This window comes from Bradyrhizobium sp. AZCC 1719, assembly GCF_036924525.1.
Lineage (GTDB): Bacteria > Pseudomonadota > Alphaproteobacteria > Rhizobiales > Xanthobacteraceae > Bradyrhizobium.
Window position 1 is genome coordinate 6351162 of sequence record NZ_JAZHRU010000001.1, and the last position, 17869, is coordinate 6369030.

Consider the following 17869-nt stretch of genomic DNA (forward strand, 5'->3'; position numbering starts at 1 on the left):
TTGGTTCGTGTTGTATTCGCCGGCTCTTGCGAGCCTCGGTCCTCCGCGGACGGTTGGTGCCATCCGCGTTTGCTTTGTTTGGAGCCCGTAAAACGGCTGCCGGCCTAGCGCTCGACTGTCAGGGCGACACCCATGCCGCCGCCGATGCACAGCGTCGCAAGGCCCTTCTTCGCGTCACGCTTCTGCATCTCGAACAGAAGCGTCGTCAGAACGCGTGCGCCGGACGCACCGATCGGATGGCCGATGGCGATGGCGCCGCCGTTCACATTCACGATCGCGGAATCCCAGCCCATGTCCTTGTTGACGGCGATCGCCTGCGCCGCGAAGGCTTCATTGGCCTCGACGAGATCGAGATCCCTGACTTTCCAGCCGGCCTTCTCGAGCGCCTTGCGCGAAGCCGGGATTGGCCCCGACCCCATCACTGCTGGATCGACTCCCGCGGTCGCCCAGGAGACAATCTTTGCCAGCGGCGTGAGCCCGCGCTTTTTGGCTTCGTCAGCGCTCATCAGCACCAGCGCAGCCGCACCGTCGTTCAAACCGGACGCATTGCCCGCGGTCACCGAGCCTTCCTTGTTGAAGGCGGGCTTCAGCTTCGCGAGCGCGTCGAGCGTTGTGCCCGCGCGGATATACTCATCCTGGTCGACGACAACGTCGCCCTTTCTGGTTTTGACAGTGACGGAAACGATCTCGTCCTTGAACCTACCGGCCTTCTGCGCATCTTCGGCCTTGTTCTGCGAGCTGGTGGCGAACGCGTCCTGCTCCTCACGAGATATCTGCCACTTGGTGGCAATATTCTCGGCCGTCACTCCCATGTGATAGCCGTGGAATGCATCCATCAAGCCGTCCTTCAGCATGGAGTCGACGAACTTGACGTCGCCCATCTTGGTGCCGCCCCGCATGTGCGACAGATGCGGCGCCATCGACATCGATTCCATGCCGCCGGCGACGATGACCTTGGCATCGCCGTTGGCAATCTGCTGCAAGCCGAGCGCGACCGAGCGCAGGCCCGAACCGCAAAGCTGGTTCATGCCCCACGCGGTCTTCTCCTGCGGAATGCCGGCCGCCATGGCGGCCTGCCGAGCGGGATTCTGTCCCTCGCCGCCGGTCAGCACCTGGCCGAGGATCACTTCATCGACTTCTGCCGGCGAGACCTTGGCACGTTCGAGCGCTCCCTTGATCGCCACGGCCCCGAGTTCGTGGGCAGACAGCGACCCAAACGCTCCGTTGAAGGAGCCAACCGGCGTTCGCGCGGCAGACACAATTACCACTTCAGTCATGATCAACTCCTCGTTTAGCGTTCCCTGCACTTCGGTTTTCAACGTCAAGCAATGACTGGACGGGGCGCGCCCGCCTCGATCTCGTCATCCGCAATCTTCACTGACTCCGGATCATCAGCTTCGACATCGCTCTCCTGGTTCAGACGCCGATGAAGCATTTTTTCATCGAGCGCCCCTTCCCATTTGGCGACGACGACTGTCGCAACGCCATTTCCGATGAGGTTGGTGAGCGCGCGCGCCTCCGACATGAAACGGTCAATGCCAAGGATCAAGGCGATGCTCGCGACCGGAATCGTCCCGACGGATGCAAGTGTTGCGGCCAGAACGATGAAGCCGGATCCCGTGACGCCGGCGGCGCCCTTGGATGTCAGAAGCAGAACGCCAATGATGCCGAGCTCTTGCCAGATCGTCAGGGGCGTGTTGGTCGCCTGCGCCAGGAAGATCGCGGCCATTGTCAGGTAAATACAGGTGCCATCGAGGTTGAACGAGTAGCCGGTAGGAATCACTAGACCGACGACCGACTTTTCGCAGCCAAGATTTTCAGTCTTGGCGATCATGCGCGGCAGCACTGATTCCGACGACGAAGTGCCGAGCACGATCAAAAGTTCTTCCTTGATGTAACGGATGAACTTGAAGATCGAAAAGCCGCTAAGGGCAGCAACGGCGCCGAGCACGACGAAGACGAACAACAAGCACGTGACGTAAAACGCCAGCATGAAGTTGGCCAGCGAAACCAGCGTCGCCACGCCATACTTGCCGATCGTGAACGCCATTGCGCCAAACGCTCCGATCGGGGCCACTTTCATGATGTAGCCCACGATCCTGAAGAACACGTGGCTCACGACATCAATCAGCCGCAGCACGCCCTCACCGTGCTGACCGAGAGCTTGCAAGCCAAATGCAAACAGGATTGCAAAGAACAACACCTGCAAGATTTCACCTTGGGCAAAAGCGCCGACGACCGTCGACGGAATAATGTCCATCAGGAACTGGACCGTGCCCTGCTCCTTCGCTTTTGCGGTGAAGGCCGCGATCGATTTTGTGTCGACGGTCGACAGGTCGACGTTCATGCCGGCGCCGGGCTTCCACAGATTGATAACGATGAGTCCGATTATCAGCGCAGCTGTCGTCAGCACTTCGAAATAGATCAATGCCTTCAAACCAACACGTCCGACCTTCTTCATGTCGCGCATGCTGGCAATACCGTGCACAACCGTGAAGAAGATGATCGGGGCGATGATCATCTTGATGCATTTGATGAACGCGTCACCGAGCGGCTTCATCTGCTCGCCAAGATGAGGATAGAAATGGCCCAACAGTATGCCGGCCGTGATTGCAGCCAGAACCTGCACATAGAGGTGCTGATACCATTTTCCGGAATGGTGACCTTCTGTCGTTGCTGCCGCTGTTGCCATGCCTCATTCCTTCTCTGAAGATTGTTTCTCAGTCCGAATGCACAACCCCGGGCGTAAGCCTGCTGCGATACCAACTGACCGCGCCGCCATGCAGCGGAATGAAATTGTTGCGCGTGATGTTGGAGGGGATCGTTTCCGCCGCCGCCGGATGAAATTCGATCATCTGGCCGTTATGGGCGAACACCGTGTTGACGATGGCTGTGACCAGATCGTCCGGCAGATCCTTGTGCGCTACGGCAAAATTGAACAGGCCGACCGTGTCGTAACGGCGCCGCAAGGTAGGATACGAACCCGCCGCGACAACGGATGCGGAGAGTTCGGGCATCGCCAGGCGCAGCGTTGCGATCTCCTGTCGCGTGAGAGGGAGGTAGCGCACCTTCGCCCTTCGCTCGATATCAATAAGGAATGGAGCCGGTACGCCGGCGCCAACCGCGAGCGCATCGATGCTTCGCGCCACCGATTTCTCGGCGAGCACCGCCCAATCGCCGGAAACCAAGGTGGCCTCTACCTTCAGCGCCCTGAGGAACTCGGGAAAGTAGGTGGCGGTGGTGCCGCCCTCGGGCCCGACACCGATACGTTTGCCGGCGAAATCGGCAAACGATTGAATCGGCGAGTCACTTAGCACCTGAAACTGAAAAGGCGTATCGTACATCGCGAACATGGCGCGCATGTTTCGGTATTGCCGCCCACCGGTCCAGGCAGCGTTGGCGTTCCAGGCTTGCAACGCCACGCCTTGTGTGACGAAGGCCAGTTGAATTTCACCCGTCTCAAGCAGCTTGATATTATCAACCGGGCCACCCGTCGGTCGCGCCACCACCGCGATGCCGAGTTCTCGCGAGAGCAATCGAGCCAACCCTTCGCCATAGACGTAGTAAGTGCCGCCTTCCGACGCGGTGCCGAGAGTAAGCACCTGGGGCCAATGCGCCTCCGCCGCCGACGCCAGTTTGGGCGGAAGCAGAACCAATGCGAGAAGGACAAGAACTCGCCACGCTCTTGAAACCATGACTGTCTCCAGCGTCACTTTTTCTTCTGCGGCGGAAGATCCGTGCAGTGGCCCTCGAACACCTCAGCCGCCATGCCGATAGATTCTCCAAGTGTCGGATGCGGATGGATGGTCTTGCCGATATCTGCGGGCTCGCAGCCCATCTCAATCGCAAGGCAGATCTCGCTGATGAGATCGCCGGCATGCGTCCCGACGATGCCGCCGCCGATGACGCGGTGCGTCGTCGTGTCGAACAGCAGCTTGGTAAAACCCTCGTCGCGACCATTGGCGATGGCGCGGCCGGAGGCTGCCCATGGGAAGACCGCCTTGCCGACCTTGATGCCCTCAGCCTTGCACTGCTCCTCGGTCTTGCCGGCCCAGGCCACTTCGGGATCGGTGTAGGCCACCGAAGGAATCTGCCGCGCGTCGAAGAATGATTTTTCGCCGTGCGCCACTTCGGCGGCGACATGACCTTCATGCACGGCCTTGTGCGCCAGCATCGGCTGGCCAACGATGTCGCCGATCGCGAAGATGTGCGCCACATTGGTGCGCATCTGCTTGTCGACGTCGATGAAACCTCGCTCGGTCACGGCAACGCCGGCCTTCTCAGCGCCGATCTTCCTCCCGTTCGGGCTTCGGCCGACCGCCACGAGAACGAGGTCATAGATCTGCGGCTCGGCGGGCGCCTGCTCGCACTCGAACCTCACCTCGATCCCGGCCTCGGTTGCTTTCGCGCCCGCCGTCCTGGTCTTCAGCATGACTTTCTCGAAGCGGCCCGCGTTCGCCTTCTCCCAGACCTTGACCAGATCGCGGTCGGCCCCCTGCATCAGACCGTCGAGCATCTCGACCACATCTATCCGGGCACCAAGGGTCGAATAGACCGTCGCCATTTCGAGCCCAATGATGCCGCCACCGATCACCAGCATGCGCCTGGGGATCGACTTCAGCTCCAGCGCGCCGGTCGAATCGACGATGCGGGGATCGTCAGGCAGGAACGGCAGTTTCACGGCCTCGCTGCCGGCGGCGATGATCGCCTTGGCGAATTTGATCGTCTTCTTGCCGCCCGACGAGACGACTTCCAGATGATGCGGATCGAGGAAGGCTCCGACACCGGTCACGACTTCGACCTTGCGGGCCTTTGCCATGCCGGCAAGGCCACCCGTCAGCTTCTTGATAACGCCGTCTTTGAATCCGCGCAGCTTGCCAAGGTCGATCTGCGGCGCGCCAAAGGAGATGCCATGGTCAGGGAGATGACTGACCTCGTCGATCACGGACGCCGTATGCAGCAGCGCCTTGCTCGGAATACAGCCGACATTAAGACACACGCCACCGAGCGTATCGTAGCGCTCGACCAGCACAGTCTTCATGCCGAGATCGGCGGCGCGGAAGGCGGCCGAGTAGCCGCCAGGACCGGCGCCCAGCACCAGCATATCGCATTCGATATCCACCTTGCCGGAATAGGGTGCCGCGGAAGGCGCAACCTGCGGCGGAGCTGCGGCAGCCGGCTGCGATGCCGGCGCGGGCTTCGGCACAGTCGCGGCCCCTGCTGCCTCAAGCACCAGGATGGCCGACCCCTCGCTCACCTTGTCGCCGGTCTTGACCTTCACTTCCTTGACGACGCCGGCGTGCGAAGATGGGATCTCCATCGACGCCTTGTCGGATTCGACCATGATGAGGCTGGTGTCGATCGCGACGGTCTCGCCCGGCTTCACCATGACCTCGATGACAGCGACGTCCTTGAAGTCGCCGATGTCAGGAACCTTGACCTCGATCTGAGCCATGCTGCGCTCCCCAACCTCAGAACAGCACGCGCCGCAAATCGGCGAGCACATTGGCGAAATAGACGTTGAAGCGTGCGGCCGCAGCGCCATCGATGACGCGGTGATCCCAGGACAGGGACAGCGGCAGCGTCAGCCGCCAGTTGGCCGTCTTGCCGTCGGAGGAGTGCTGCTTCCAGTACCCCTTGCAGACGCCCATGATCGCAACTTCGGGCGCGTTGATGATCGGCGTGAAATAGATGCCGCCGATACCGCCGAGCGAGGAGATCGAGAACGTGCCGCCCTGCATCTGGTCGGGCTTGATCTTGCCTTCGCGCGCGAGCTTGGCGAGGGCGTTCATCTCCTTGGCGATTTCAGGCACCGATTTCTTGTCCGCGTCGCGGATCACAGGCACCATCAGGCCATTCGGCGTATCAGCGGCAAAACCGATGTGCCAGTAGTTCTTGAAGACAAGCGCGTCGCCGTCGAGGCTTGCATTGAACTCCGGGAATTTTTGCAGCGTTGCTACCGCTGCCTTCACCATGAACGGCAGGAGCGAGAGTTTTACGCCGCTCTTCTCCAACTCCTTGTTCATCTGGACCCGGAATTGTTCGAGATCGGTGATGTCGGCCTCGTCGTGCGTGGTGACGTGTGGGATGACGACCCAGTTGCGGTGCAAGTTGGCTGCGGAAATCTTCTTGATGCGGCCGAGCTCCTTGCGCTCGACCGGTCCGAACTTGGCGAAATCAATCTTCGGCCAGGGCAGAAGGTCGATGCCGCCAACGCCGCCTCCGCTTGCGGCTGCTGCTTGCGGCCTGGCAGAGGGTGCCTCGCCTTTGCCGAAGGCCTCGACGTCTTCACGCAGAATACGGCCGTGATTCCCCGAGCCCTTGACCTTGCCGAGATCGACACCCAGTTCACGCGCCAGCTTGCGCACGGCCGGACCGGCATAGGCGAGCGCGAAGCTTTTTTCGTCAAGGCCGCCGACCACCGCCGTTCCTGCGGCGGTGGCCGGCGAGGACGCAGGCAGCGACACGGGAGGGATGTCGGCCTGCAGAGGTGCCGCCCCGGTTGCGAGCGATAGGATGATCGAGCCTTCGCTGACCTTGTCACCGGTCTTGACCTTGATCTCGCGCACGGTGCCCGCGAGCGGCGCCGGCACTTCCATCGTCGCCTTGTCCGACTCGAGCGCGATCAGCGGATCCTCCGCCTTCACGCTGTCGCCGGGCTTCACGAATATCTCGATGACGGGAACATCCTTGAAGTCGCCGATATCGGGAACTCGGACTTCCGCGACACCCGCTGGTGCGCTGACAGGCGACGGCGGAGCGCTGACGACCGGGCGCGCCTCGGCCTGCTCCGCGCCCGCACCCACGAACTGCACGATCACGGTACCTTCGCTGACCTTGTCGCCAACTTTCACGACCACCGACCTCACCACGCCTTCGCGAGGCGACGGCACCTCCATGGTCGCCTTGTCGGACTCCAGCGCGACCAGCGGATCTTCGGCCTTCACCTTGTCGCCGGGCTTGACGAAGACCTCGATCACGGGGACTTCCTTGAAGTCACCAATGTCGGGCACCTTGATATCGATCAGACCACTCATCGCTCTGTCCTCGGCTCCGCTCACACGGTCCAGGGCGCAGCACGCCCGGAGTCGATTTGATATTTGGCGATGGCCTCGGCCACGAGCGCCGGCTTGATCGCGCCATCGTCGGCAAGCGCCTTGAGCGCCGCGACGGCGACGTAATGCCGGTCGACCTCGAAGAATTTTCGGAGCTTCACGCGATAGTCGCTGCGGCCAAAACCGTCCGTGCCCAGCACGACGTAGCGACGGCCGGCGGCCTGTACGTATTCCCGGATCTGGTCGGGATAGTTGCGCATGTAGTCGGTCGACGCCACGACCGGACCGGGATGTCCCTCGAGCTGCGTCTCCACCCAACTCTTGCGGCGCGGCTCGGTCGGATGCAGCAGATTCCAGCGCTCCGCGGCCATGCCGTCACGGCGCAGTTCGTTGAAGCTGGTCGCGCTCCAGACGTCGGCGGTGACGCCGAAATCGGCCTTGAGCAGGTCGGCGGCCGCGATCACCTCGCGCAGGATCGTGCCCGAGCCGACGAGCTGGACGCGCAGTCCTTTCTTCGGCGTCTCTCCGCCAATCTTCAGGAGATACAGCCCCTTGAGAATTCCCTCCTCCGCGCCCTTGCCTGCCTCGGCGAGCGAGGGATGCGGATAGTTCTCGTTCATCAGGGTGATGTAGTAGTAGACGTCCTCCTGCGCCTCATACATGCGGCGCATGCCTTCGCGCACGATCGTAACGACCTCGTAGGCAAAAGTCGGATCGTAGGAGATGCAGTTCGGGATGGTGCCGGCAAGCACGTGGCTGTGGCCGTCCTCATGCTGCAAGCCTTCGCCGTTGAGCGTGGTGCGGCCGGCGGTGCCGCCGAGCAGGAACCCGCGCGCCCGCATATCGCCCGCGAGCCAGGCGAGATCGCCGACGCGCTGCAGGCCGAACATCGAGTAGTAGATATAGAACGGGATCATCGGCACATTGTTCGTGCTGTAGGACGTCGCGGCGACGATCCAACTCGACATCGCGCCGCCTTCGTTGATGCCCTCCTGCAAAACCTGCCCGCTCTTGTCCTCGCGGTAGTACATCAACTGGTCAGCGTCCTGCGGACGGTAGAGCTGGCCGACCGATGAATAGATGCCGAGCTGCCGGAACATGCCCTCCATACCGAAGGTACGGGATTCGTCCGGCACGATCGGCACGATGTGCTTGCCGATCGCCTTGTCGCGCACGAGGGTGCCAAGCATCTGCACGAACGCCATCGTGGTCGAAATTTCACGCTCGCCCGTAGCGTCGAGCAGCCGCTGGAACGTCGACAGCGGCGGAATTTGCAAGGAAGCCGACTTGCGCCTGCGCTGCGGCAGGCTACCACCAAGCTTTTCGCGCTGGGCGCGTAGATACTTCATCTCCGGACTGTCTTCCGCCGGACGGATGAAGGGCACCTTGGTCAGTTCACCGTCGGCGACCGGCACCTGGAAGCGGTCGCGGAAGCCGCGCAGCGCGTCCTGGGTCATCTTCTTGGCCTGATGCGCGATCATCTGGCCTTCGCCTGATTCCCCCATGCCGTAGCCCTTGACGGTCTTGGGCAGAATGACCGTCGGCTGCCCCTTGTGGTTCACCGCCGCGGTATAGGCCGCAAACACCTTTTCCGGATCGTGGCCGCCTCGGGCAAGCTTCCAGATCTCGTCGTCGCTCATGTCGGCGACGAGCTGTTTCAGTTCATCGTACTTGCCGAAGAAGTGTTCGCGGATATAGGCGCCGCTCTTGCTCTTGAAATCCTGGTACTCGCCATCGACGCACTCTTCCATGCGCTTCAGCAGCAATCCGCTCTTGTCCTTTTCGAGCAGCCGATCCCAGCCCGAGCCCCACAGCACCTTGATGACGTTCCACCCGGCACCCCGGAAAACGCTTTCGAGCTCCTGGACGATCTTGCCGTTGCCGCGGACGGGCCCGTCGAGCCGCTGGAGGTTGCAGTTGATGACGAAGATCAGATTGTCGAGATTTTCGCGTCCAGCGAGCGCAATCGCGCCGAGCGATTCCGGCTCGTCCGTCTCGCCGTCGCCCATGAAGGCCCAAACTTTGCGGTTCGATGTCTCGGCCAGCTTGTGGTTCTGAAGGTACTTCAGGAACCGCGCCTGATAGATCGCCAGCAGCGGTCCCAGCCCCATCGACACCGTCGGGAACTGCCAGAAGTCCGGCATGAGCCATGGGTGCGGATAGCTCGACAAGCCCTTGCCGCCGGTCTCCTGCCTGAAGCCGAGGAGCTGCTCCTCACTCAACCGTCCCTCGAGGAAGGCGCGCGCGTAGATTCCGGGCGAGCAATGACCCTGAACAAAAATCAGATCGCCGCCATGCGCGTCCGTCGGCGCGTGCCAGAAATGGCCGAATCCGATGTCGTAGAGTGTGGCCGCTGATTGAAAGCTCGCGATATGACCGCCAAGCTCTGAGCTTTCCTTGTTGGCGCGCAGAACGATGGCGAGAGCATTCCACCGGATGATCGAGCGAAGCTTGTGCTCGATCGCGCGATCACCCGGCAGCGCCGGCTGCTGATGCGGCGGGATCGTGTTGCAGTAGGGCGTTGTCAGCGACTGCTCCACCTGAAGCCCGCCACGGCGTGCGGCGTCGAGCATCGTATTGACGACGAACTCGGCTCGTTCATTGCCGCGATGTCCTCGGACTGCCGACAAGGCATCCAGCCACTCCCGGGTCTCCTGCGGATCCAGATCTTGCGCGTCCGCGACCTTCATTACCCTCTCCCTTTGCATGCCAAGCCGAAGTCAAGCGTCAACCTCATTGCGTTCCGCATACGTGCGGAAGAGCAACGCCACACAGGCGGTACCGCCTGTCGCTCTAGGTGATGAGTTGAATACTGGCTGGCATCTGAACGCTCCCTCGCATCGTTTGTTCTTGAGCTTTTGCTTCTTTTGCAGATACCCAAGCAGCATTCGTGCCAGACCACGCAATGCGCAGCCAATCGCGCGCATGCCTTTCAATTTGCTTGAGATTGCGATGCAAGCCGTCGCATCCTCGGATGCGATCGGCCCGGATCTGTCCGAAGCTCCGGAAAACCGGGCGGAAGGATCACCCGAAATGTCGGACCGCCGCGGCGACGGGTTCCAAAATGCAAGGCTCGAAGTCGGAAACCGGCCTGCGCGCTCGAAGCCGGAGGGCCTGCGCAACGCAGCTCCGGTCACGACACGGCCGCTCGTGGAAGACAAAGAATCGAATTGACGAAGTTCGCTTAGATAGCTGAATGTCCGCGACCGCGCATTCACGGGGCTGACCAAATGACAGTCTTACTCGATCTCCTCAAGAACGATCCGCGAGAGAGGATGCAGAGGCAACGCCACCCTGAAAAGGCTAACCGACCCGACACGCCCATACAGAGCAAGCCTGCGTGGATCCGCGTGAAGGCTCCCGGCTCCGCCGAATGGGCCGAGACGAAGCGCATCGTGCGCGAGAACAAACTCGTGACCGTCTGCGAGGAAGCCAGTTGTCCCAACATTGGCGAGTGCTGGGCGAAGAAGCACGCGACCTTCATGATCATGGGCGATACGTGCACGCGCGCGTGCGCGTTCTGCAACGTGCGCACCGGCCTGCCCGGTCCGCTCGACGCCGATGAGCCGGATAAGGTCGCCGAAGCGGTGGCCAAGCTGGGACTGGAACATGTCGTCGTCACCTCGGTCGATCGCGACGACCTTGCCGACGGAGGTGCCGCGCATTTCGCTGCGACGATTGCGGCCATCCGCGTAGCAAGCCCGGGTACGACGGTCGAAATCCTGACTCCGGATTTTCTCCGCAAGAAGGGCGCGCTCGAAACCGTCGTTGCGGCGAAACCCGACGTGTTCAACCACAATCTGGAGACGGTGCCGTCGAAATATCTGACGGTGCGGCCAGGCGCACGCTATTTCCATTCGGTCCGGCTGTTGCAGCGCGTGAAGGAACTCGACCCACAGATCTTCACCAAGTCCGGGATCATGGTCGGGCTCGGCGAAGAGCGGAGCGAGGTGCTGCAATTGATGGACGATCTGCGTTCTGCCGACGTCGATTTCCTGACCATCGGCCAGTACCTCCAGCCCACGCGCAAGCACCACGCCGTCGTACGCTTCGTGCCTCCTGAAGAATTCGAAGCCTACGAGAAGGTCGCCTATGCCAAGGGCTTTCTGCTGGTATCGGCCACGCCGCTGACACGCTCCTCGCACCACGCTGATGATGACTTCCGCAGGCTGCGCGAACGCCGGCGGCAACAAGCAGCCACTGCGATCGAACCCGCTGCTCTGCCCGAGGATCGGAACTGATCCGAAGCCGAAATTATCCTTCCCCTCGCCACAGTTTGTTGCAGCGACCGCGATTACAGGAAATCGCCATTTAGCGGAGAAAATCGCAGAACTGGTAGCGGCGGAGCGCGCTACCAACAACATCTTCTCCAACCTTTGTCGTGAAGTTCACGGCAAGATCGACCGCTCAGATTCGCGGACGCGACTACAAGTCTCTGTGGCCGCCGTACGCCGCCTAACGCAGAATTGTGTCCGCTAAAGAGAAATCGTCAGTCGGACGGTACAGCATTTGGTACAGCATGACTTGCAACGCGCGTGCTTAAGTGCTGATCGCGCTTCGCTTTTTGAGATGCCCCGGTCCAATCCATCATGGGTGCAATGCAAAATCGATGCGCTAACATACTGATGTTATTTCGCTTTATCATCTCGTGCGGTGTAGCTGATTTTTTGGGCCGACAAATAGTTCAAGCTGAAAGGTGAAGCATTTTCCTTTCGTTTCAAGTGTTTAGACCAGTCCGCGTTCGTCATTTTGCGTTGCTGCGCTTCGCCCGGTACAGCTTTGCAGTACCGAATGAGGTCGTGCAGTACCGCGCTGGTTCGAACTCTCCTGACGAAATCCCATCTAGTTCGGCCGCAAAGTAGCTTGCCCCTTTCCCAAAGCCCAGTGCTTCAGGAGCGCCGTCGTAGTTTTGGCGATTATAGAGTAAGAAAACTTGCCCGCTGCGGGGCGGACGTTTGCATTCTCGCTATGACAACCGGCGTCGAATGAATCAACGTGTCAGCAAAGCCGCCAGCCTAACCATCGCTTTTGGAATTCTACAGAGGCAACCCCGTCCCATTCGAGCGTTGCGCGATTGGCGCACAGCTAGACGCAGGCGATATCGGCGCGATGCTCGGTTTCGTTTGAGTGTCGGGGGTTCGAGGCGGTGGAGTGCTACCAACCCACGCCAACATCTTCGCCAACGCTTCTCGTGAAGTTCACGGCAAGATCATGGGACGGTGCCAGCGCACCGAGCCGACGGCTTTCGTTCACCCGGCAGCGGCGCTCAGTTGCGTTCTATCAATTGCTCCCGAGCCGGAATTTTCTCGGTCTATCAAGTAGTTCACCGTCAAAAGCGGATTGACTGCAGTGCTTTCCAGCCCACTGTTGAGGTGATAAATTGGTTCTTCTTGGCTTCAAAGGGGCGAGCCAAAAATGGGACCCTCTAGCAGAGGCGACCGTGATCCTCCTTCTGTATCCGTGACGGAAGGTAACGGACGCAATCACGTAAGCGCGCCAGTCGAACTTACTTTCTCGTTTGGCCCATTCCGCCTTGTCCCGCGGCAGCAACTATTCCTTCAAGGCGATAATCCGGTTCCGCTTGGAAGTCGGGCCTTCGAAATTCTCATAGCTTTGGTTGAGCACGCCGGCGAAGTAGTCGACAAAGATGACCTCATTGCGCGCGTGTGGCCTGGCCTCACTGTCGAAGAATCGAACCTTCGAGCTCAAATCAATGCTGTGCGGCGTGCACTCGCGGAGGGTAGGACCGGCGAGAACTACATCGTCACGGTGCCTGGTCGGGGATATCGCTTCGTTGCGACGGTTTCACGGTCCATGGGCGATACAGCCCAAGCCTTCCCCGCCCCCCATAAAGGGCACAATTTGCCGGACCGTCTCACCCGACCGATCGGCCGCGCTGATATCGTTGCCATGGTGAGCAGCAGGCTACAGCGAGGCCGCTTCGTCACGATCGTCGGACCGGGCGGAATCGGCAAGACCACAGTTGCTCTGGCGGTCGCCGACCAGTTGATAGCCTCTTACAAAGATGGTGGACGGTTTGTCGATCTTGCTCCGCTCAACGATCCCCAGCTTGTGCCGAGCGCGCTCGCTTCTGTGCTTGGTGTTCCGATCCGCTCGGAGAATCCATATCCCGCATTGACGTCCTTTCTGAAGGACAAACAGATGCTGCTCCTGCTCGACAACTGCGAGCATGTCTTGCTGGCGGCCGCGGAGTTGGCTGAAGAACTTTTGAAAGGCGCACCGGCTGTTCACATCCTTGCCACCAGTCGAGAACCTCTACGTGCCGAAGATGAGCGCGTGCAGCGCCTACCCCCGCTGGAAACTGCTCCTGTCGAGGCAGGATTAACAGTCATGGAAGCGCTTAGCTACCCGGCCGTACAACTCTTTGTCGAGCGCGCGTCAGCGAGCGCCGGCGGATACGAACTCAGGGATGAAGATGTCCCAGTTGTCGCGCAAATCTGCCGTCGGCTCGATGGAATTGCGCTGGCCATCGAGCTTGCTGCGTGTCGCGTTGACGCCTTTGGGGTTCGCGGAGTGGCCAGTCGCCTGGACGATCGATTTCATCTGTTGACACGCGGTCGGCGCACTGCGCTGCCACGGCATCAGACGCTTCGTGCAGCGTTCGATTGGAGCTACGATCTGCTCTCCGAAGTCGAACGCGTCGTCATGCGCCGGTTGGGTGTTTTTGCCGGACGCTTCACGATGGAGGCTGCCAGCGCCATCGCCGGAGACGACAAAGTAATCGCGTCCGACGTCGACGGGATCGTTGCCGACCTTGTCGAGAAGTCGCTGGTCATAGCGGATGTGGCAGGCGCGACCGTATACTATCGCTTGACTGATACAGCGCGAGCCTACGCTCAGAAACGGCTGAGTGAAGAAGCTGAAACGCAAGCTGTGAGGGGGCGACACGCGCTCTACCAACTTGACCTGTTCGAGCGCGCCCTTGCCGAGTGGGAGACGTGGCCCACCACCGAATGGTTGTCCGCGTATGCTCCACAGATCGACGACCTTCGCGGCGCACTTGATTGGGCATTTTCGCCGGGCGGCGATCCTGGCGTCGGTGTAGAGCTGACGGTCGCGGCAGTGCCTGTTTGGTTCGAGATGTCGCTGATGGAGGAATGTCGCACCCGGGCCGAGCGTGCGCTGACTACGCTCGGCGAAAGCACAAAGGACGAACGCCGCCGGATGCATCTCTATGCTGCGGTTGCCTGGTCGCAGATGTACACGACAGCATCGGCCCGAGACACGGGAGCGGCGTGGGCGACCGCGTTCGAAATCGCGGACGGCCTGGACGACACTGATTACCGCTTACGAGCGCTCTGGGGAATGTGGGCTTCGCGAGTCAACCGCGGAGAGTTCGTCAAAGCTCTGGAGCTCGCGAAGCGTTTTTCTTCGGTTGCCGAGAAGACGGCGGATATCAACGATCGATTGCTCGGCGATCGATTGACAGGTGCGTCGCTGCACTTCCTGGGCAACCAATCGAGTGCAAGACAGCACATTGAGCGGATGCTTGCGCACTATGTGGCTCCCGTCCGTCGATCACATGCGGTGCGCTTCCAGTTCGACCAAGGGGTGACAGCACGCATCACGCTCGCACGAGTGCTATGGCTGCAGGGGTTCGCGACTGAGGCGCTACGCTGTGTCGAGAATAACGTCAGCGACGCTCTTTCGATCAATCACAGGCTCTCGCTCTGCAACGCGCTTGCTCAAGCAGCGTGTCCGATTGCCCTCATGGCTGGCGATCTGTTGGCCGCGGAACGCTACACAAAGATGCTGCTCGATCAGACCGCCAACGATGAGCTTGATATCTGGCGCGCTTATGGGCGCTGCTTCGAAGGAGAATTGCAGGTCAAGCGCGGCAATCTCGCCGCCGGCTTGCAGCAGCTAAAAGTTGGTATCGACGAACTTCGCCGAGCCAGATTCGTCCAGTATCTCACGACCTTCCTGGGCGCCCTGGCCGAGGGGCTGGCGATCGCCGGAGACGCCCTACTGGCAAAGACCGCGATCGATGAAGCGATCGGACGAAACGAGCAGAGCGAGGAGCGCTGGTGCAGTCCGGAACTGTTGCGGATCAAGGGTGTAGTTGCTTTGCAGCGAGACGCCAGCCAGGCCGAGGAAGATTTTCTGGCGTCGATTGAGGTGGCCCGAACGCAGGAGGCTCTCGCATGGGAGCTGCGCACCACGACTAGCCTGGCGCGACTGCGGAGGGATCAAGGGAGGGTCGGCGAAGCGTACGAGCTGCTCGCTCCGCTCTATAGCCGTTTCAGCGAGGGCTACGAAACCAACGATCTTAAGATCGCGAAGGGTCTGCTGGATGAACTCTCGGGCCAGCGCTAGCCCAGATCAACGCAGGCCGTTTCACATCCGCTGCTGAGATTTCACGGAAATTCACAATGCTTCATGGGGAGGTTTCACGCCTCCTTGCCGGATTTTGCGAGAATTCACAACGTTTGTTTAGGGTTTTATCGCACGGGCGCGCATGATGCCTGTCGAGCGGCCCCGTTCGGATGGATATCGATGCTTGAGAAAGCTGCACCAGCAAATATTCGCGACGTAGCGTTGCTTGAGCCCTTGACGCAGCAGTTTGTCGACGCGATCGCAAACGGCCCGATGATGGGTAAACTGTCTCCCGAAGACGCACGAAGATTTCTTGCGGATATCCAATCAGGCATCATCGGCAAGCCAGCCGTGCGTTTTGAGGACATGATAGCCCCTACCGGCCCTACCGGAGCGGTGCCAGTTCGCATCGTTCGACCGGAGAGGGCAAGTGAAACGCTGCCTGCATTGGTATATGTCCATGGCGGCTGGACCGTCGGCGACAAAGAGACACACGACCGCTTGATTCGCGAAATCGCGGTCGGTGCGCACGTTGCGTTGTTTTTCGTGGATTACGATCGCTCGCTGGAGGCCAAGTATCCGGTAGCAATCGAACAAGTCTATGCCGTCGCCAAGTACCTGGTAGAGCATGCGGAACGTCTAGGGATCGATTCCGCGCGCCTGGCCATCGCTGGTGACGGCGTCGGCGGCAACATGGCCGCCGCTGTCACGCTCATGGCGAAGGAACGGCGCGGCCCCAAGATCGATGCGCAGGTGCTGTTCTATCCCGCCGTCAGCTCGATGTTCGACACCGAGTCTTATGCCTCGTTCGCAAATGGCCCTTGGCTGACAAAGCGGGCGATGGAATCGTTCTGGAACGCTTATCTTCCGGACGCCGCCGCGCGCAAGCAGATCACCGCGGCACCACTCAATGCCTCGATTGACCAACTGACTGGCCTTCCGGATACGCTTATCATCGTCGCCGAGAACGACGTGCTCCGTGATGAGGGTGAGTGCTACGCGCGCAAACTGGTTCGTGCGGGGGTGCGCGTCACGTCCACAAGATACAACGGTACCATTCATGATTTCGTCATGCTCAACGCACTGGCTGATACCCCTGCGGCCAGAGGCGCTATCGCGCAGACAAACGCCCTTCTCCGGTCCATTCTTGAATGACGGATTTTGCCACGCAGGCGACAAACTTGTCAGAGGCCCATGGACCCAGGCGAACGACCGCGACAGACAACGGAGCAGAAGCGATCAGAAGGAGGCTAGCAATGGTTGGTACAACTGGCTTCGCCGGCTTATTTGCTTTACCACCCTCACCCCGCTTTCCCATGAATGTAGCTGCCGGTAATACGGACCGCCCTCTCGTCTTGATCGTGGACGATGACGAGGAGGTGCGATCCGCACTTGAAGAACTTCTTCTGTCGGTGGGGATCGACGCGTGCTGTTTTGGGTCTACGCAAGACCTATTGCACGCCAACCTTCCGGATCGCCCGGGGTGCCTCATCCTCGATGTTCGCATGCCGGGAGCAAGCGGGCTGGATCTGCAGCAGCATCTCGCCTCGAACGGCAATACCCGGCCGATCATCTTCCTTACCGGCCACGGCGACATCGCCATGACGGTGCAGGCGATGAAGGCGGGAGCCGCCGATTTCCTGACAAAGCCGGTAAGAGACCAGACGCTCCTTGATGCGGTTACGGCGGCAATCGAGAAAGATATTTCGCTGAGAACCGCAGCCCGGCATATCAAGCAGCATGTCGACCGTTACGCCAAATTGACGCCGCGCGAACGCGAGGTCCTGCGCGAAGTGGCAAAGGGCCGCCTCAACAAGCAGATCGCCTTCGATCTCGGCATCAGCGAGATCACCGTCAAGCTGCACCGCGGCAGCGTGACGAAGAAGATGCAGGCGGCGTCCGTCGGTCAGCTCATCCGCATCTGGGAATTGCTGCCTGCGGAGATCCGACAGGAAAACTCAGCCTAGACCAAAGGATGGTTACGATACGGCCGGCATTGGGTCAGATCAGGGAGATGGCCATCCGGCCATGCTAGCGAGAGTCATCGGTTTGTCCAAAGCGCCTTTAGTCGCGATCGTAGATGACGATGAAGCTGTGCGAGAAGCCCTTTCCGATCTCCTTCTGGTGCTGGAACTGTCGTGTCGCACTTTCGATCGAGCGGAGGCCTTCATGGCGGAGTACGTCCCGGGCAGGTTCGACTGCCTGATCACCGATGTGAGCATGCCGGGCCATAGCGGGCTCGACCTGTTGCAGCGGCTGCGGACCATCGGCTCCCCAATGCCGGTGATCATCGTCACGGCCGACACCACTCCGGCGACCCGATTGCGTGCCATGCGATGCGGCGCTTATGCCTTTCTGACCAAGCCGGTGAGCAGCGAAGCACTCCTTCGTCATCTGCGGTCCGCCCTGAGACACGCGGGCTCCTGCCCTGGCGCAGATGGACGGGAGACGCCCAGCGATGGCTAGCCCCGTCCACA

At 60.6% G+C, this 17869-nt stretch carries 12 protein-coding genes; 6 read left to right on the top strand and 6 right to left on the bottom strand.

The window, feature by feature from the left end; genetic code table 11:
• Positions 1 to 104 precede the first annotated feature (104 nt).
• Genes V1292_RS30035 through aceE form a run of 6 tightly spaced genes read right to left on the bottom strand, consistent with a single transcriptional unit; the run spans position 105 to position 9745 of the window.
• Positions 105 to 1277 (bottom strand): acetyl-CoA C-acetyltransferase, encoded by a 1173-nt coding sequence (locus tag V1292_RS30035; RefSeq protein WP_334376167.1) that lies wholly within the window; start codon positions 1275 to 1277, stop codon positions 105 to 107.
• 44 nt (positions 1278 to 1321) lie between these two features.
• Positions 1322 to 2692: a dicarboxylate/amino acid:cation symporter gene (locus tag V1292_RS30040; RefSeq protein ID WP_334376168.1), complete on the bottom strand. Its 1371-nt coding sequence runs from the start codon at positions 2690 to 2692 to the stop codon at positions 1322 to 1324.
• 28 nt (positions 2693 to 2720) lie between these two features.
• Positions 2721 to 3713, bottom strand: coding sequence for a TAXI family TRAP transporter solute-binding subunit (locus V1292_RS30045; RefSeq protein WP_334376169.1), 993 nt, complete (start codon positions 3711 to 3713; stop codon positions 2721 to 2723).
• A complete protein-coding gene (gene lpdA / locus V1292_RS30050; RefSeq protein ID WP_334376170.1) occupies positions 3710 to 5455 on the bottom strand; it encodes a dihydrolipoyl dehydrogenase in 1746 nt (581 codons plus the stop codon). Before lpdA ends, V1292_RS30045 begins: the two co-directional genes overlap by 4 nt.
• A gap of 16 nt (positions 5456 to 5471) precedes the next feature.
• Positions 5472 to 7037 (bottom strand): dihydrolipoyllysine-residue acetyltransferase, encoded by a 1566-nt coding sequence (locus V1292_RS30055; RefSeq protein WP_334376171.1) that lies wholly within the window; start codon positions 7035 to 7037, stop codon positions 5472 to 5474.
• Between the two features lie 20 nt (positions 7038 to 7057).
• Positions 7058 to 9745, bottom strand: coding sequence for a pyruvate dehydrogenase (acetyl-transferring), homodimeric type (gene aceE / locus V1292_RS30060; RefSeq protein WP_334376172.1), 2688 nt, complete (start codon positions 9743 to 9745; stop codon positions 7058 to 7060).
• 115 nt (positions 9746 to 9860) lie between these two features.
• Here aceE and V1292_RS30065 point away from each other — a divergent pair, with 115 nt between their 5' ends.
• From V1292_RS30065 to V1292_RS30090, 6 genes are all read left to right on the top strand, one after another.
• Positions 9861 to 10229 (top strand): hypothetical protein, encoded by a 369-nt coding sequence (locus tag V1292_RS30065; protein WP_334376173.1) that lies wholly within the window; start codon positions 9861 to 9863, stop codon positions 10227 to 10229.
• Positions 10230 to 10285: 56 nt separating this feature from the next.
• The gene (gene lipA, locus V1292_RS30070; RefSeq protein WP_334376174.1) at positions 10286 to 11296 is read left to right on the top strand and encodes a lipoyl synthase; all 1011 of its coding nucleotides are present in this window, start codon (positions 10286 to 10288) and stop codon (positions 11294 to 11296) included.
• Between the two features lie 1219 nt (positions 11297 to 12515).
• Positions 12516 to 15392 (top strand): ATP-binding protein, encoded by a 2877-nt coding sequence (locus V1292_RS30075; protein WP_334376175.1) that lies wholly within the window; start codon positions 12516 to 12518, stop codon positions 15390 to 15392.
• 180 nt (positions 15393 to 15572) lie between these two features.
• A complete protein-coding gene (locus tag V1292_RS30080; RefSeq protein ID WP_334376176.1) occupies positions 15573 to 16547 on the top strand; it encodes an alpha/beta hydrolase in 975 nt (324 codons plus the stop codon).
• 161 nt (positions 16548 to 16708) lie between these two features.
• Complete coding sequence (locus tag V1292_RS30085) at positions 16709 to 17359, top strand: response regulator transcription factor (RefSeq protein WP_334377205.1); 651 nt, start codon at positions 16709 to 16711, stop codon at positions 17357 to 17359.
• Positions 17360 to 17441: 82 nt separating this feature from the next.
• Positions 17442 to 17858 carry a response regulator transcription factor gene (locus tag V1292_RS30090; RefSeq protein WP_334376177.1) on the top strand — a complete coding sequence of 139 codons (417 nt, stop codon included), beginning with the start codon at positions 17442 to 17444 and terminating at the stop codon, positions 17856 to 17858.
• Positions 17859 to 17869 lie beyond the last annotated feature (11 nt).

Coding starts and splice junctions, on each gene's coding strand:
- V1292_RS30035 (WP_334376167.1), bottom strand. CDS start 1,277: ATGACTGAAGTGGTAATTGTGTCTGCCGCGCGAACGCCGGTTGGCTCC.
- lpdA (WP_334376170.1), bottom strand. CDS start 5,455: ATGGCTCAGATCGAGGTCAAGGTTCCTGACATCGGCGACTTCAAGGAC.
- V1292_RS30040 (WP_334376168.1), bottom strand. CDS start 2,692: ATGGCAACAGCGGCAGCAACGACAGAAGGTCACCATTCCGGAAAATGG.
- aceE (WP_334376172.1), bottom strand. CDS start 9,745: ATGAAGGTCGCGGACGCGCAAGATCTGGATCCGCAGGAGACCCGGGAG.
- V1292_RS30085 (WP_334377205.1), top strand. CDS start 16,709: ATGAATGTAGCTGCCGGTAATACGGACCGCCCTCTCGTCTTGATCGTG.
- V1292_RS30080 (WP_334376176.1), top strand. CDS start 15,573: ATGCTTGAGAAAGCTGCACCAGCAAATATTCGCGACGTAGCGTTGCTT.
- V1292_RS30055 (WP_334376171.1), bottom strand. CDS start 7,037: ATGAGTGGTCTGATCGATATCAAGGTGCCCGACATTGGTGACTTCAAG.
- lipA (WP_334376174.1), top strand. CDS start 10,286: ATGACAGTCTTACTCGATCTCCTCAAGAACGATCCGCGAGAGAGGATG.